Source organism: Dyella acidiphila (assembly GCF_014863405.1).
In the GTDB taxonomy this organism is placed as follows: Bacteria; Pseudomonadota; Gammaproteobacteria; order Xanthomonadales; family Rhodanobacteraceae; genus Dyella_B; species Dyella_B acidiphila.
On the sequence record NZ_JACZZA010000022.1, the window covers coordinates 1 to 16,188 of the forward strand.

Annotated in this window: 13 protein-coding genes and 1 tRNA gene; all 14 read right to left on the bottom strand. The window is 62.4% G+C overall.

Going from position 1 to position 16,188, the window contains the following annotated elements:
- Positions 1 to 138, bottom strand: a 138-nt coding sequence (locus IGX34_RS21745) for a GTP-binding protein (RefSeq protein ID WP_238482135.1), incomplete at its 3' end; no start/stop codon positions are given.
- A gap of 47 nt (positions 139 to 185) precedes the next feature.
- On the bottom strand, positions 186 to 2,312 hold the full coding sequence (gene fusA / locus IGX34_RS21750) for an elongation factor G (RefSeq protein ID WP_192557866.1): 2,127 nt from the start codon (positions 2,310 to 2,312) through the stop codon (positions 186 to 188).
- A gap of 30 nt (positions 2,313 to 2,342) precedes the next feature.
- Positions 2,343 to 2,810: a 30S ribosomal protein S7 gene (gene rpsG / locus IGX34_RS21755; RefSeq protein ID WP_128899618.1), complete on the bottom strand. Its 468-nt coding sequence runs from the start codon at positions 2,808 to 2,810 to the stop codon at positions 2,343 to 2,345.
- Positions 2,811 to 2,885: 75 nt separating this feature from the next.
- Positions 2,886 to 3,263: a 30S ribosomal protein S12 gene (rpsL, locus tag IGX34_RS21760; protein ID WP_192557867.1), complete on the bottom strand. Its 378-nt coding sequence runs from the start codon at positions 3,261 to 3,263 to the stop codon at positions 2,886 to 2,888.
- A 175-nt stretch (positions 3,264 to 3,438) separates the two neighbouring features.
- The gene (gene rpoC / locus IGX34_RS21765; protein ID WP_192557868.1) at positions 3,439 to 7,650 is read right to left on the bottom strand and encodes a DNA-directed RNA polymerase subunit beta'; all 4,212 of its coding nucleotides are present in this window, start codon (positions 7,648 to 7,650) and stop codon (positions 3,439 to 3,441) included.
- A 25-nt stretch (positions 7,651 to 7,675) separates the two neighbouring features.
- Positions 7,676 to 11,836 (bottom strand): DNA-directed RNA polymerase subunit beta, encoded by a 4,161-nt coding sequence (gene rpoB, locus IGX34_RS21770; protein ID WP_192557875.1) that lies wholly within the window; start codon positions 11,834 to 11,836, stop codon positions 7,676 to 7,678.
- 372 nt (positions 11,837 to 12,208) lie between these two features.
- Positions 12,209 to 12,580: a 50S ribosomal protein L7/L12 gene (rplL, locus tag IGX34_RS21775; protein WP_192557869.1), complete on the bottom strand. Its 372-nt coding sequence runs from the start codon at positions 12,578 to 12,580 to the stop codon at positions 12,209 to 12,211.
- Positions 12,581 to 12,626: 46 nt separating this feature from the next.
- A complete protein-coding gene (gene rplJ / locus IGX34_RS21780; protein ID WP_192557870.1) occupies positions 12,627 to 13,154 on the bottom strand; it encodes a 50S ribosomal protein L10 in 528 nt (175 codons plus the stop codon).
- 323 nt (positions 13,155 to 13,477) lie between these two features.
- Positions 13,478 to 14,188 (bottom strand): 50S ribosomal protein L1, encoded by a 711-nt coding sequence (rplA, locus tag IGX34_RS21785; protein ID WP_192557871.1) that lies wholly within the window; start codon positions 14,186 to 14,188, stop codon positions 13,478 to 13,480.
- A 3-nt stretch (positions 14,189 to 14,191) separates the two neighbouring features.
- The gene (gene rplK, locus IGX34_RS21790) at positions 14,192 to 14,620 is read right to left on the bottom strand and encodes a 50S ribosomal protein L11 (protein ID WP_192557872.1); all 429 of its coding nucleotides are present in this window, start codon (positions 14,618 to 14,620) and stop codon (positions 14,192 to 14,194) included.
- Between the two features lie 184 nt (positions 14,621 to 14,804).
- A complete protein-coding gene (gene nusG / locus IGX34_RS21795; protein ID WP_192557873.1) occupies positions 14,805 to 15,365 on the bottom strand; it encodes a transcription termination/antitermination protein NusG in 561 nt (186 codons plus the stop codon).
- A gap of 10 nt (positions 15,366 to 15,375) precedes the next feature.
- On the bottom strand, positions 15,376 to 15,768 hold the full coding sequence (gene secE / locus IGX34_RS21800; RefSeq protein WP_192557874.1) for a preprotein translocase subunit SecE: 393 nt from the start codon (positions 15,766 to 15,768) through the stop codon (positions 15,376 to 15,378).
- Positions 15,769 to 15,840: 72 nt separating this feature from the next.
- A tRNA-Trp gene (locus IGX34_RS21805) sits at positions 15,841 to 15,916 on the bottom strand.
- A gap of 133 nt (positions 15,917 to 16,049) precedes the next feature.
- A partial coding sequence (locus IGX34_RS21810) for an EF-Tu C-terminal domain-related protein (RefSeq protein WP_486599026.1) occupies positions 16,050 to 16,188 on the bottom strand: 139 nt, incomplete at its 5' end.

Here is a 16,188-nt window from a genome sequence, read left to right on the forward strand (position 1 = left end):
CGCCTTGAATTCACCACCGAAACGCTCTGCGCCGATCTTCGTCAGCGCCGCCGTCAGCGTCGTCTTGCCGTGGTCCACGTGACCGATCGTGCCCACGTTCACGTGCGGCTTGGTGCGTTCGAATTTACCCTTTGCCATGACTCAAACCTCTGAAAGAACTGTGTTGTTTGGAGAAGAACGCCTTATCAGGCCTTCTTCATGACCTGTTCGGCGATATTGTTCGGCGCCGCTTCGTAATGATCGAATTCCATCGTGAAGGTGGCGCGGCCCTGCGTCTGCGAGCGAAGTGACGTGGCGTAACCGAACATCTCGCCCAGCGGAATCATCGCGTTGATGGTCTTGCCCGACGGCGTATCGTCGGAACCCTGCAGCACACCACGACGACGGCTCACGTCACCCATCACGTCGCCGAGGTAATCCTCCGGCGTCACGACCTCGACCTTCATGATCGGCTCCAGCAGGATCGGCCGCGATTGCTTCGCGCCTTCCTTGAAGAGCTCACGGAACGCGCCGTGGGCAGCGATCTTGAACGCCATTTCCGACGAATCGACGTCGTGGTACGAACCGAACACCAGCTTGGCCTTCACACCCACCACCGGGAAACCGGCCAACTGGCCGCTGGTGATGGACTCGCGCAGACCCTTTTCCACCGACGGAATGTATTCCTTGGGAACCACACCGCCTGTAATGTCGTTGACGAACAGGAAGTCGTCCTTCACATCCGGGTTCTTCTGGTCCGCCTCGTTCATCGCCGAGAACTCGATGACTACGTGACCGTACTGACCCTTACCACCGGACTGCTTGGCGTGCTTGAAGTCCGCCTTGTAAGCGCCCTGGATGGTTTCGCGGTAAGCCACCTGCGGCTTGCCGACGTTGGCTTCCACATTGAACTCGCGACGCATGCGGTCGACGATGATGTCCAGATGCAGCTCGCCCATGCCGGCGATGATGGTCTGGCCCGATTCCTCGTCGGTGCGCACGCGGAAAGACGGATCTTCCGCGGCCAAGCGACCGAGGGCAATGCCCATCTTTTCCTGGTCCGACTTGGTCTTCGGTTCCACCGCCATCGAAATCACCGGCTCCGGGAACGTCATGCGCTCCAGGGTGATGACGTGATCCTGCGAGCACAGCGTGTCACCGGTGGTGACGTCCTTCAGGCCGACCGCCGCGGCGATATCGCCGGCGCGGACTTCCTTGATTTCCTGGCGCTCGTTGGCGTGCATCTGCAGGATGCGGCCAATGCGCTCCTTTCTCGACTTCACCGGGTTGTACACGGCATCGCCCGAATTGAGCGTGCCCGAGTAAACGCGGAAGAAGGTGAGCGAACCGACGAACGGATCGGTCATGATCTTGAAGGCGAGCGAGGAGAACGGTGCGCTGTCGTCAGCCGTGCGGCTGGCTTCGCGGTCGTTCTCGTCGATGCCCTTGACCGGCGGGCGATCGGCCGGCGACGGCAGCAACTGGATCACTGCGTCGAGCATGGCCTGCACGCCCTTGTTCTTGAATGCGGTACCGCAGAACACGGGAATCAGCTTGTTGGTCAGGGTACCGGCACGCAGGCCGCCGACAACTTCGTCCTCGGAGAGGTCGCCCTCTTCCAGGTACTTGTCCATCAGCTCTTCGGAAGTCTCGGCCGCGGACTCGACCATGAAGTTGCGCGCAGCTTCCGCAGCATCCTTCAGATTGGCCGGAATGTCCTTGTACTCGAACTTCATGCCCTGGGATTCCATATCCCAGTAGATCGCCTTCATCTTGACCAGGTCGATCACGCCTTCGAAGTTGTCTTCGGCGCCGATCGGCACCTGCATCGGCACCGGATGCGCGCCCAGGCGCGACTTCAGCTGCTCGACGACTTTTTCGAAGTTGGCACCGGTGCGGTCCATCTTGTTGACGAACGCAAGGCGCGGCACGTTGTACTTGTTGGCCTGACGCCACACCGTCTCGGACTGCGGCTGCACACCACCCACGGCACAGAGCACGAACACCGCACCATCGAGCACGCGCAGCGAGCGCTCCACTTCGATGGTGAAGTCTACGTGGCCTGGCGTGTCGATGATGTTGAAGCGATGTTCCGGCAGGGAGCGGTCCATACCCTTCCAGAACGCCGTCGTTGCCGCCGACGTAATGGTGATGCCGCGCTCCTGCTCCTGCTCCATCCAGTCCATCGTGGCCGCACCGTCATGCACCTCGCCAATCTTGTGACTGACGCCGGTGTAGAACAGGATGCGCTCCGTGGTCGTGGTCTTTCCGGCATCGATGTGAGCCATGATGCCGAAATTACGGTAGCGCTCGATGGGAGTGGTGCGGGCCACGGTACTAACCTCGAATCCGTACGGTACTGCTTACCAGCGATAGTGCGAGAACGCCTTGTTGGCTTCCGCCATGCGGTGCGTTTCTTCGCGCTTCTTGATGGCGCCGCCACGGTTTTCGGAAGCTTCCAGCAGTTCGGCAGCCAGCTTGCGCGGCATCGACGTTTCACCGCGCTTGCGCGCAGCTTCGATCGCCCAGCGCATGGCCAGCGCCATACGGCGGCCCGGACGCACTTCGACCGGCACCTGGTAGGTGGCGCCGCCGACGCGGCGGGACTTCACCTCGACCGCCGGAGCGATGTTGCCCAGGGCCTTCTCGACCAGCTGCACCGGTTCGGCGTGCTTCTCACCGAGATGATCCAGCGCACCGTAGACGATGGCTTCGGCCACGGACTTCTTGCCGCTCTTCATCACCATGTTGATGAAGCGGGCAATCAGCTGGCTGCCGTGCTTGGGATCGGGCAGGACCAGACGGGCGGGATGTGAACCTTTACGCGACATGTTTTTTGTCCGTTATCTTTGCGAGCAGTCCTGCCCGCCGGGAAAGCGGTCGTCCTGACCGCACTCTTCAATAAATTAAGCCTTCTTCGGGCGCTTGGCGCCGTACTTCGAGCGGGCCTGGCGGCGCTTGGTGACACCGGCGCAGTCGAGGCTGCCGCGGACGGTGTGGTAGCGCACGCCCGGCAGATCCTTTACACGGCCGCCGCGGATGAGCACCACCGAGTGCTCCTGCAGGTTGTGGCCTTCGCCGCCGATGTAGCTGATGACCTCGTAACCGTTGGTCAGGCGCACCTTGGCAACCTTACGCAGGGCCGAGTTCGGCTTTTTCGGGGTGGTGGTATACACACGCGTGCAGACGCCGCGACGCTGCGGGCTGCTTTGCAGGGCCGGCGAAGCGCTCTTGTAGCTCTTCGGGCTGCGGGATTTGCGCACCAGCTGATTGACTGTCGTCATGCCTAGCTATTCCTGGGAAACATAAAGGCAGACCGAATAATCCGGTCTGCCGAGAAGCGGGAATTTAACATGGGCGTCTTGCCTCAAGCAAGAAAGCGCCCGCCATCCCTGACTCGAACACGAGGCGCATTCCATGCGCCTCATTTCGTATGTCGGTGAGTAAGGCCGCTGGGGCTTACTCAACACCTGCATCAGTGCCTACCGGCGCCTCCGAGAAGGAGACCTGGCTGGAACCGGAAAGGGTTTCCAGTTCCGAGGCGGTCAGACCGCCCTGGCGATGACGCTGTGCGTGATACGCCAGACCCGTACCTGCCGGAATCAGACGGCCGACAATAACATTTTCCTTCAAGCCACGCAAGGTATCGCGCGTGCCACGAACCGCCGCTTCGGTAAGGACGCGGGTGGTTTCCTGGAACGAAGCCGCCGAGATGAACGACTCGGTGGCCAGCGAGGCCTTGGTGATACCCAGCAGCACGGACTGGAACTCAGCCGGACGCTCGTTGCGGGCTACCGCACGATCGTTTTCGGCATTGATCCGCACGCGTTCCACCTGCTCGCCGCGCAGGTAGTGGCTTTCGCCGGCATCGGTGATCTCGACCTTGCGCAGCATCTGGCGAATGATCGTTTCGATGTGCTTGTCGTTGATCTTCACGCCCTGCAGGCGATAGACGTCCTGGATTTCCTTGACCAGGTAGGCGGCCAGCGGCTCGACACCCAGCAGGCGCAGGATGTCGTGCGGATTGGGCTCGCCGTCCACGATGGTTTCGCCCTTCTCCACGTGCTCGCCTTCGAACACGATGACCTGACGCCACTTCGGAATCAGCTCTTCGTGCTCGTTGCCGTCCACGTCCTTGATGATCAGGCGCTGCTTGCCCTTGGTGTCCTTGCCGAAGCTGACCACGCCCGAACGTTCGGCGAGGATCGCCGGTTCCTTCGGCTTGCGCGCTTCGAACAAGTCGGCCACGCGCGGCAGACCGCCGGTGATGTCGCGGGTCTTGGAGGTTTCCTGCGGGATACGGGCAACCACGTCGCCCACGCCCACTTCGGCACCGTTCTGGATCGACACGATCGCACCGGCCGGCAGGAAGTACTGCGCGGCGATATCGGTGCCCGGCAGCTTGAGCTCGCGGCCCTTGCTGTCTTCCAGGCGCACGATCGGGCGCAGATCCTTGGCCGCGGTACCGCGACGCTTCGGATCGGTCACCACCGCCGACTCCAGGCCGGTCAGTTCGTCGGTCTGGCTCTGCACGGTGACGCCATCGATGAAGTCGATGAAGCGCACCGTACCGGCCACTTCCGACACGATCGGATGGGTATGCGGATCCCAGTTGGCCACGACCTGGCCACCCTTCACCGGTGCGCCGTCCTTGACCGAAATGGTGGCGCCGTAAGGCACCTTGTAGCGTTCGCGCTCGCGACCGTTGGCGTCGATCACCGACACTTCGCCCGAACGCGACACCGCCACCAGATGACCCTGGCTGTGCTGCACGGTCTTGAGATTGTTGAACTTCAGCGTGCCGGTGGTCTTCACCGACACGTTGTCGACCGCAGCCGCACGCGACGCCGCACCACCGATGTGGAACGTACGCATGGTGAGCTGGGTACCCGGCTCACCGATCGACTGCGCTGCCACCACGCCCACGGCTTCACCCATGTTCACCAGGTGACCGCGTGCAAGGTCGCGGCCGTAGCACAGGGCGCAAACGCCGTGCGCGGCATGGCAGGTAATGGACGAGCGCACCGACACCGACTGCACGCCGGCCTTGTCGAGCTTCTCGACCAGGGCTTCGTCCAGCAGGGTGTTGCGGGTGACGATCGGCTCGTCATCGCCGCCCGGCGCATACACGTCCTCGGCCACCACGCGGCCGAGCACGCGCTCGCGCAAGGGCTCGACCACGTCGCCGCCTTCCACGATCGGCTGCATGATCAGGCCTTCCTCGGTACCGCAATCGGTCGAGGTGATGACCACGTCCTGCGCCACGTCCACCAGACGACGGGTCAGGTAACCGGAGTTCGCCGTCTTCAACGCGGTATCCGCCAGGCCCTTACGAGCACCGTGGGTCGAGTTGAAGTACTGCAGCACGTTCAGGCCTTCGCGGAAGTTGGCCTTGATCGGGGTCTCGATGATCGAACCGTCCGGACGCGCCATCAGGCCGCGCATACCGGCCAGCTGACGAATCTGCGCCACCGAACCACGGGCGCCGGAGTCGGCCATGATGTACAGCGAGTTCATCGACTTCTGGTTGACGGTCTTGCCTTCGAGATCGGTCACCTTGTCGGTACCGATACCGTCGATCATCGCCTTGGCAACCAGTTCGTTGGTACGCGACCAGATGTCGACGACCTTGTTGTAACGCTCGCCGGCGGTCACCAGGCCCGACTGGTACTGTTCCTGGATTTCGACCACTTCCTTCTCGGCTTCTTCCAGGATCGGCTTCTTCTCGGCCGGGATGATCATGTCATCGATGCCGATCGAGATACCCGCACGCGTAGCGAAGCGGAAGCCGGTGTACATCAGGTGGTCGGCGAAGACCACGGTGTCCTTCAGGCCCAGGCGGCGATAGCTCTGGTTGATCAGGCGCGAGATGGCCTTCTTCGAGAGCTCCGTGTTGGCCAGTTCGAACGGCAGGCCTTCCGGCATGATTTCGGCCAGCAGCGCACGGCCCACGGTGGTGTCCACCAGGGTGGTGCTGCTGGTGCGCTCGCCATTGTCGTGGATGTGCACCTGGGTCATGCGCACCTTGATCTTGGCGTGCAGCTGGACCATGCGGTTGTCGTAGGCACGGCGCACTTCGGCGATGCTGGAGAACACCATGCCGGTGCCTTTCGCATTCACCAGTTCGCGCGTCATGTAGTACAGGCCCAGCACCACGTCCTGGGTCGGCACGATGATCGGCTCACCGTTGGCCGGCGACAGGATGTTGTTGGACGACATCATCAGCGCGCGCGCTTCCAACTGCGCTTCGATCGACAGCGGCACGTGCACGGCCATCTGGTCGCCGTCGAAGTCGGCGTTGAACGCGGTACACACCAGCGGATGCAGCTGGATGGCCTTGCCTTCGATCAGCTTCGGCTCGAACGCCTGGATGCCGAGACGGTGCAGGGTCGGGGCGCGGTTGAGCAGCACCGGATGTTCGCGGATCACCTCTTCGAGGATGTCCCACACCTGGCCTTCTTCACGCTCGACCAGCTTCTTGGCCGCCTTGATCGTCGTCGCTTCGCCACGGTTCTGCAGCTTGGCGAAGATGAACGGCTTGAACAGCTCCAGCGCCATCTTCTTCGGCAGACCGCACTGATGCAGGCGCAGGGTCGGACCGACCACGATCACCGAACGACCGGAGTAGTCCACGCGCTTGCCGAGCAGGTTCTGGCGGAAGCGGCCCTGCTTGCCCTTGATCATGTCGGCGAGCGACTTCAGCGCGCGCTTATTGGTGCCGGTGATGGCGCGGCCGCGGCGGCCGTTGTCCATCAGCGCATCGACCGATTCCTGCAGCATGCGCTTTTCGTTGCGCACGATGATGTCGGGCGCATTGAGTTCGAGCAGGCGCTTGAGGCGGTTGTTGCGGTTGATGACGCGGCGGTACAGATCGTTCAGGTCGGAGGTCGCGAAGCGACCGCCGTCCAGCGGCACCAGCGGACGCAGGTCCGGCGGCAGCACCGGCAGCACGGTCATGACCATCCATTCCGGACGGTTGCCGGATTCGATGAAGGCCTCGATCAGCTTCACGCGCTTGGTGAGGCGCTTGAGCTTGGTCTCGGAATTGGTGGAAGCGATTTCTTCCTTCAGGCGGATGACTTCGCCCGGCAGGTCGAGCGACTTCAGCAACTCGAACACCGCCTCGGCACCCATGCGGGCATCGAACTCGTCGCCGTGTTCTTCGACAGCTTCCAGGTACTGGTCTTCGCTCAGCAGCTGACCGCGCTCGAGCGCCGTCAAACCCGGATCGATCACCACGAAGGCTTCGAAGTACAGGATGCGCTCGATATCGCGCAGGGTCATGTCCAGCATCAGGCCGATGCGCGAGGGCAGCGACTTGAGGAACCAGATGTGCGCGACCGGGCTGGCCAGTTCGATGTGGCCCATGCGCTCGCGGCGAACCTTGGCCAGGGTGACCTCGGTACCGCACTTTTCGCAGACCACGCCGCGGTGCTTCATGCGCTTGTACTTGCCGCACAGGCACTCGTAGTCCTTCACCGGACCGAAGATGGCGGCGCAGAACAGGCCGTCACGCTCCGGCTTGAAGGTGCGGTAGTTGATCGTTTCCGGCTTCTTTACTTCACCGTACGACCAGGAACGGATCAGCTCCGGCGACGCGAGTGCGATCTTGATCGAATCGAACTCGGGCGTGGTGCGCTGCTGATTGAATAGATTGAGCAAATCTTTCATTGCATAAGCTCCTGTAACCCGCGGGTTACTTGATCTCTTCCAGGTCGATGTCGATGCAGAGCGAGCGGATTTCCTTCACCAACACGTTGAAGGATTCCGGCATGCCCGCCGCCATCTCGTGGTTGCCGTCGACGATGTTCTTGTACATCTGGTTGCGGCCCTGCACGTCATCGGACTTCACCGTGAGCATTTCCTGTAGGGTGTACGCCGCGCCGTAGGCTTCCAGCGCCCAGACTTCCATTTCGCCGAAACGCTGACCGCCGAACTGCGCCTTGCCACCCAGCGGCTGCTGCGTAACCAGCGAGTACGGACCGGTCGAACGGGCGTGCATCTTGTCGTCGACCAAGTGGTTGAGTTTCAGGTAATGCATGTAGCCGACGGTGACCGGGCGATCGAACGCTTCGCCGGTACGGCCGTCGAACAGCGTGGTCTGGCCCGACTCGGGCAGATCCGCCAGCCTCAGCATCGACTTCAACTCCGCTTCCTCGGCACCGTCGAACACCGGCGTTGCCATCGGCACGCCTTCCTGCAGGTTGTTCGCCAGGGTGAGGATTTCCTCATCCGTCAGCGACTTCAGGTCGACGTGCTGCACGGCGCCGGCAACGTGGTGGTTGTAGATCTGGTCGAGGAACTCGCGGATCTGCGCCACCTTGGCCTGCGCTTCGATCATCTTCTGGATCTTCTTGCCCAGGCCCTTTGCGGCCCAGCCAAGATGCACTTCCAGAATCTGGCCGATGTTCATACGCGAGGGCACGCCCAGCGGATTCAGGCAGATGTCGATCGAGGTGCCGTCAGCCATGTACGGCATGTCTTCCACCGGCACCACGTTGGACACCACACCCTTGTTGCCGTGGCGGCCGGCCATCTTGTCGCCCGGCTGGATGCGGCGCTTAACGGCCAGGAACACCTTGACCATCTTGAGCACGCCCGGTGCGAGGTCGTCGCCCTGGGTGATCTTGCCCTGCTTCTCCTTGAAGCGCTTGTCGAACTCTTCCTTGTGGCGCTTGACCTGGTCGGACGCGCGCTCGAGGAACTCGGTGACTTCCTCGTCCTTGACGTTGATCTTGAACCACTCGTCCTTCTTCAGGCCGTCGAGGTATTCGCTGGTGATCTCCGCACCGCGCTTGAGGCCGGCCGGGCCGCTGTTGGCGACCTTGCCCAGCAACTGCACGCGCATACGGTTGTAGATCGCGCCTTCGAGGATGCGGAACTGGTCGTCGAAATCCTTGCGGATGCGCTTGATTTCCATCTCTTCGATCTGGCGCGCACGCTTGTCCTTCTCGATCCCGTCGCGCGTGAACACCTGCACGTCGATGACCGTGCCGTCCATGCCCGGCGGCACGCGCAGCGAGCTGTCCTTCACGTCGGACGCCTTCTCGCCGAAGATCGCACGCAGCAGCTTTTCTTCCGGTGTGAGCTGGCTTTCGCCCTTGGGCGTGACCTTGCCGACCATGATGTCGCCGGCCTTCACTTCCGCACCGATGTACACGATGCCGGATTCGTCCAGGCGAGCCAGCGCCTGCTCACCCACGTTCGGGATGTCGGCGGTGATTTCCTCGGCGCCCAGCTTGGTGTCGCGCGCGATGCAGGACAGCTCCTCGATATGGATCGAGGTGTAGCGGTCTTCCTGCACGACGCGCTCGGAGAGCAGGATCGAGTCTTCGAAGTTGTAGCCGTTCCACGGCATGAAGGCGATCAGCATGTTCTGGCCGAGCGCGAGCTCGCCCAGGTCGGTCGACGAACCGTCGGCCAGCGTGTCGCCCTTGGCCACCACGTCACCTACGTTCACCAGCGGGCGCTGGTTGAGGTTGGTGTTCTGGTTGGAGCGGGTGTACTTGGTCAGCGTGTAGATATCGACGCCGGCATCGTTCTCGCCGACTTCCTCTTCGTTCACGCGCACCACGATACGGGCCGCATCGACCTGGTCGATCACGCCGCCGCGCTTGGCGGTGACGATCACGCCCGAGTCACGCGCCACGGCGCGCTCGATGCCGGTACCCACCAGCGGGGTCTGCGAACGCAGGGTCGGCACGGCCTGACGCTGCATGTTCGCGCCCATCAGTGCGCGGTTCGCGTCATCGTGTTCCAGGAACGGCACCAGCGCGGCAGCGACCGACACGGTCTGCATCGGCGAGACGTCCATGTAGTTGATCTCGGCCGACGGACGCAGCTCCGATTCACCACGGAAACGGCAGGACACGAAGTCTTCGACGAAGCGACCGTCCTTGAGCGGCGAGTTCGCCTGCGCGATCACGTGGTCGCCCTCTTCGATCGCCGACAGGTATTCCACCTGGTTGGTGACCTTGCCGTCCACGACCTTGCGGTACGGCGTCTCGAGGAAGCCGTACTGGTTGGTGCGCGCGTACACGGCGAGCGAGTTGATCAGGCCGATGTTCGGACCTTCCGGCGTTTCGATGGTGCAGACGCGGCCGTAATGGGTCGGATGCACGTCGCGCACTTCGAAGCCGGCGCGTTCGCGGGTCAGGCCGCCCGGCCCCAGTGCGGAAACGCGGCGCTTGTGCGTCACTTCCGACAGCGGGTTGTTCTGGTCCATGAACTGCGACAGCTGCGACGAACCGAAGAACTCCTTCACCGCGGCCGCAACCGGCTTGGCGTTGATCAGGTCCTGCGGGGTCAGGCCATCGGCTTCGGCCAGCGACAGGCGCTCGCGCACGGCGCGCTCCACGCGCACCAGGCCGATGCGGAAGGTGTTTTCCGCCATTTCGCCGACCGAACGCACGCGGCGGTTGCCGAGATGGTCGATGTCATCGACGGTGCCATGACCGTTCTTGATGTCGATCAGCACCTTCAGCACGTCGAGGATGTCGGAGGTCTGGCCTTGGGCAGCCACCAGCGCCTGCGCGTCTTCGCCCTTCACTTCGCCGAAGTACTTGTAGTCGTACAGCACGCCCGGACCGATAATGTCCTTGCGGCCGACGCGACGGTTGAACTTCATGCGGCCCACGGCCGACAGGTCGTAGCGGTCGAAGGTGAAGAACAGGTTGAAGAACAGGTTCTGCGCCGCTTCCTTGGTCGGCGGCTCGCCCGGGCGCATCATGCGATAGATTTCCACCAGCGCTTCGAGCTGCGTCTTGGTGTTGTCGATGCGCAGGGTGTGCGAGATGTACGCACCGCGATCCAGGTCGTTCACGTACAGAGTCGGCAGCGTTTCGATACCGGCCTTGCGGAAGTTTTCCAGCTGTTCGGCGGAGATCTCGTCGTTGGCCGAGGCCAGCAGTTCGCCGGTCTTCGCATCAACGATATCCGTCGCCAGGATGCGGCCGACCGGATAGTCGTCCGGCACTTCCAGCGCCGTGATGTTTTCGGCGGCGAGCTGGCGCACGTGGCGCGCAGTAATACGCTTGCCGGCTTCCACCAGCACCTTGTCGCCGATCATCAGATCGAAGCTCAGCGTTTCGCCGCGCAGACGCTCGGCCACCAGCTCCAGCGTGGTACCGCCCTTCTTGCCCAGGTGGAACACGTTGTGCTCGAAGAAGATGCCGAGCACTTCTTCGTTGTTATAGCCCAGCGCACGCAGCAGCACCGTCACCGGCAATTTGCGGCGGCGGTCGATACGGGTGAACAGCGCGTCCTTCGGATCGAATTCGAAGTCGAGCCAGGAGCCGCGGTAAGGAATCACGCGCGCAGAGAACAGCAGCTTGCCCGAGCTGTGCGTCTTGCCGCGGTCGTGGTCGAAGAACACGCCCGGCGAGCGATGCAGCTGCGACACGATCACGCGCTCGGTGCCGTTGATGATGAAGGTGCCGGTGTCGGTCATGAGCGGAATTTCGCCCATGTAGACTTCCTGTTCCTTCACGTACTTCACGGCCTTCTTCGAGGCCGGGCTGTCCTTGTCGTAGATCACCAGGCGCACGGTAACGCGCAGCGGCGCACCGAAGGTCATGCCGCGGTTGCGGCACTCGCGCTCGTCGAACGGCGGCTCGCCGAGACGGTAGTCGACATATTCGAGGGCAGCATTGCCCGAATAGCTCACGATGGGGAATACCGACTTCAGAGCGGCGTGCAGACCTTTGTCTTCGCGCTGCTTGGGAGCGACGTACTCCTGCAGGAATTCACGGTAGGAATCGGTCTGGATGGTCAGCAGGTTGGGCACGCCCAGTACGGGCGGACGCTTGCCGAAATCCTTGCGGATGCGCTTTTTCTCGGTAAACGAGTAGGTCATGATCGGTGACGCCTCGGTTCGCTGTGGCGCCGGTGGTGCACACACCGGCTAAATTGGGAAAGCTTGGATCTGGGGGATCGTGAATAGCGGCTCTTGCTTACAAAACCCTATTCGCGATGCCCGACATCCAGAGCGTCCGTGCCTGATGTGTCTAAAAAGGGCTCCTGCCCCTTTTAGACTCGCCCGGTCTCCAGACTGGGCTCCGCTGAATCCAACGCCAGGGCGCCAGGTTCACGGCGAGTCATCCTTGGCCCGCGAGTCGCTTCGAGTGGTGTTGCTCTCAAAGCTGAATTCTTGAAACGGGCAAAGCCCGGGGACTTACGTCCCCAGGCTTGCTTGACGTTAGGTCAAACTGACGGCGCGCAAGAGCGCCAATTACTTCAGTTCGACCGTGGCGCCGGCGGCTTCGAGGTCCTTCTTGAACTTCGCAGCGTCGTCCTTCGAAGCGGCTTCCTTCACGACGCCACCGGCTTCGGTCAGGTCCTTCGCTTCCTTCAGGCCCAGGCCCGTGATGGCGCGGACGGCCTTGATCACGTCGACCTTCTTCTCGCCGGCGCTCTTCAGGATCACGTCGAACTCGGTCTGCTCTTCGGCAGCCGGGCCGGCAGCGGCCGGACCAGCAGCCACGGTGACCGGGGCAGCGGCGGACACGCCAAACTTCTCTTCGATGGCCTTGACCAGGTCCATCACTTCCATGAGCGACTTGGCGGCAACGGCTTCAACGATCTGTTCGTTGGTAAGGGACATTTTGATTTACCTCTGGAAATGGATTCGGTTTAGATCGGCGTCGAACTTAGGCGGACGCGGCTTCTTCAGCCGGTGCAGCCTCGCCACCGCCTTGCTTGTCGGCAACGGCCTTGACGGCGCGCGCAAACATCGAAGCGGGTTCGGCCAGCACACGGGCCAGCATGGCCAGGGCCTGTTCGCGGGTCGGCAACGAGGCCAGCACTTCAACGTGCGTAGCCGGCAACAGCCTGCCTTCCACCGATACAACTTTCGCCTTCAGCTTTTCGTTGCTCTTGGCGAATTCCTTGATCAGACGACCGGCAGCGCCGGGCTCTTCCGTCGAGAATGCGTACAGCAGCGGACCGGTCAGGGCGTCTTTGACGACCTCGAACTCGGTACCGGCCATGGCGCGCGCGGCGAGCGTGTTCTTCACAACCTTCAAGAACACACCCGATTCGCGGGCCTTCTTGCGCATCGCGGTCATTTGTTCGACCGTGGTGCCCGCATACTCGGCAGCGACCAAGGAGTGAGCCTTCGCGGCGATTTCAGCCAGTTCGGCGACTACTTCTTGCTTCTGAGAGAGATTCAGAGCCATGTTTCACTCCTCTTATGAACTCCGCTTACGGCTCCTGCCGCGTGCGGTCCTGAGCGATGCCGTCCCTGACATCGGGGACTCAAGGTCCCGGGTGGTGGCCTTTCCAGAGCGATTCCAGAAGGGGCAGCACCATCTGCGCAGGCTGTGCAATTAAGCGACCTCGTTGGCGGCGACGGCGATTCCTTTGCCTGATCGAGCTCCCTGCCCGTCGTCGTCGCGCGCTGGTCGCGCCTGCGGTCTTTGACGGCGGCTCCGGCTTTCGCCGGGGCTACCTTCAAAAACTGCCTGCACGGACTTTGCCGTCCGTGCAGGACTTGAACTTGTTACTTGGCCGTGGCGGCGTTCAGGGTCGTGGTATCGACCGGCACGCCCACGCCCATCGTGCTGGACAGCGCAACCTTCTGCAGATACTGGCCCTTGGCCGTCGAAGGCTTGGCCTTCAGCAGGTCGGCGATCAGCGCGTTCAGGTTGTCAGCCAGCTGGTTGGCTTCGAAGTTGGCCTTGCCGATGGTGGCGTGGATGATGCCCGCCTTGTCGTTGCGGAACTTCACCTGGCCAGCCTTGGCGTTCTTCACGGCGGTGGCGACGTCGGCGGTGACCGAGCCGTCCTTCGGGTTCGGCATCAGGCCGCGCGGGCCGAGCAGCTGACCCAGCTTGCCGACCACGCGCATCGCGTCCGGCGTGGCGATCACGCGACCGAAGTCGAGGTCGCCGGCCTGCATGCGCTCGGCCAGATCGTCCATACCGACGGCGTCGGCGCCAGCGGCCTTGGCGGCCTCGGCCTTTTCACCGGCCGGCACGAACACGGCGACCTTGACGGTCTTGCCGGTGCCGTGCGGCAGCAGCGAAGAGCCGCGCACGCCCTGGTCGGACTTCTTCGCGTCGATGCCCAGACGCACCGCCACGTCCACCGACTCGGCGAACTTGGCCTTGGCGTTGTCCTTGACGATCTTGAGGGCTTCTTCCAGGCCGTAAATCTTGCCCGGCTGCACTGCCGCCTGGGCGGACTTCATGCGCTTGGTAATCTTTGCCATGTCTTAACCCTCCACCACGAAGCCCATGCTGCGGGCGCTACCGGCAATGGTGCGCACCGCGGCGTCAAGATCAGCAGCCGTGAGATCCGGCTCCTTCTGCTTTGCAACGTCTTCCAGCTGCTTGCGGGTGATCTTGCCGACCTTGTCGGTATTGGGCTTGGACGAACCCTTGGCGATACCGGTGACCTTCTTGATCAGCACGGTGGCGGGCGGGGTCTTGGTGATGAAGGTGAAGCTACGGTCCGAATAGGCGGTGATGATCACCGGGATCGGCATACCCGGTTCCATCTTCTGCGTGGCGGCGTTGAACGCCTTGCAGAATTCCATGATATTCAGGCCGCGCTGGCCCAGGGCCGGGCCCACGGGCGGCGACGGGTTGGCCTGACCGGCCTTGACCTGCAGCTTGATATAACCGACAACTTTCTTTGCCATTGGAGTTTCCTCGCGAGTTCAGGCGCCTTGCGGCTCCTCGCTATGCACATTCCCTGGTGGGAGGGGACCTCGCGATCCTGCGAAATCCAGAAATACGGACACGCCGAGTCGAAAGACCCCGGCGTGAACCGCGTAGTTTAGAGATGAAGCGGGCTATAAGCAAGCCCTGTGCCGAACCGGCGTATCAGGCCTTCTCGACCTGTCCGAATTCGAGCTCAACCGGGGTGGAGCGGCCGAAGATCAGCACGGCCACGCGCAGGCGGCTCTTCTCGTAGTTGACCTCTTCGACCACGCCGTTGAAGTCGTTGAACGGACCATCGGTGACGCGGACCATCTCGCCCGGCTCGAACAGCACCTTGGGCTTGGGCTTTTCCACGCCTTCGCGGACCCGGCTGAGGATGGTGTCGGCCTCGCTGTCGCGGATCGGCAGCGGACGATCGGCAGTGCCGCCGATGAAGCCCATCACCTTGGGGGTTTCCTTGACCAAATGCCAGCATTCGTCGTCGATACGGGGGGCCTTGCCCTCGGTATCGGTCTCGATCTGCACCAGCACGTAGCCAGGGAAGAACTTACGCTCGCTGCGGCGCTTCTGGCCGGCGCGCATTTCCACCACTTCCTCGGTGGGCACCAGCACTTCACCGAATCTCTCTTCCATGCCCGCGCGATGAATGCGCTCGACCAGGGCTTTCTTCACCTGGTTCTCGAAGCCGGAATAGGCATGGACGACATACCAACGCTTGCTCATCGCACGCTCCTCACGAACCTAGCTTGAGCAGCCAGTCGAACACGACCGACTTCAGGATGAAATCGATCAGTCCCAGCAGCAGGGACAACACGATCACCACGGCAATGATGATGCCGGTGGTTTTGATGGTTTCGTCGCGGGTCGGCCAGACCACCTTGCGCATTTCGAACTGCGATTCGGCAAGGAAATGGCGGGCGCGACGCCCTGGTGCGGTAAACGCCGCAATCGCCAGCGCCACGACCACCGCCACCAGGATGGTGATCAGGCGCAGCGGCGAGGCAGCACCGATATTGCCGAGGTAGGTATAGCCCACGATGCCGGCCGCCAGCACCACAACGGCCAGCACCAGCTTGCCGATATCGGCGCCGCTCGTGCCTTTGGTCTGTTCAGCCTTGGTATTCATGCGCATCGTGCGGATGCTTGCTGCGATCGGCCCAGGGCCGACTGCGACACACCCGCCATATTCCTCGGAAGATGGCACGCCAGGAGGGACTCGAACCCCCAACCTGCGGTTTTGGAGACCGCTGCTCTGCCAATTGAGCTACTGGCGTACGTTTTGGTAACTAAAAGCGAAGTCGCTCGCTTTGCCGGCTATAAAGCTGCGCCTTGCGCTGCAAGGGCCGGGCAGCTGCCCCACCCTTGCGCTTTACAGCCCGCATCACGGGCGACTTCTCATTTTACTGCTTACTTGAGGATCTTGGCGACGACGCCGGCGCCGACGGTACGGCCGCCTTCGCGGATCGCGAAACGCAGGCCTTCCTGCATCGCGATCGGAGCGATCAACGCGACCTTCATCTTCACGTTGTCACCCGGCATCACCATT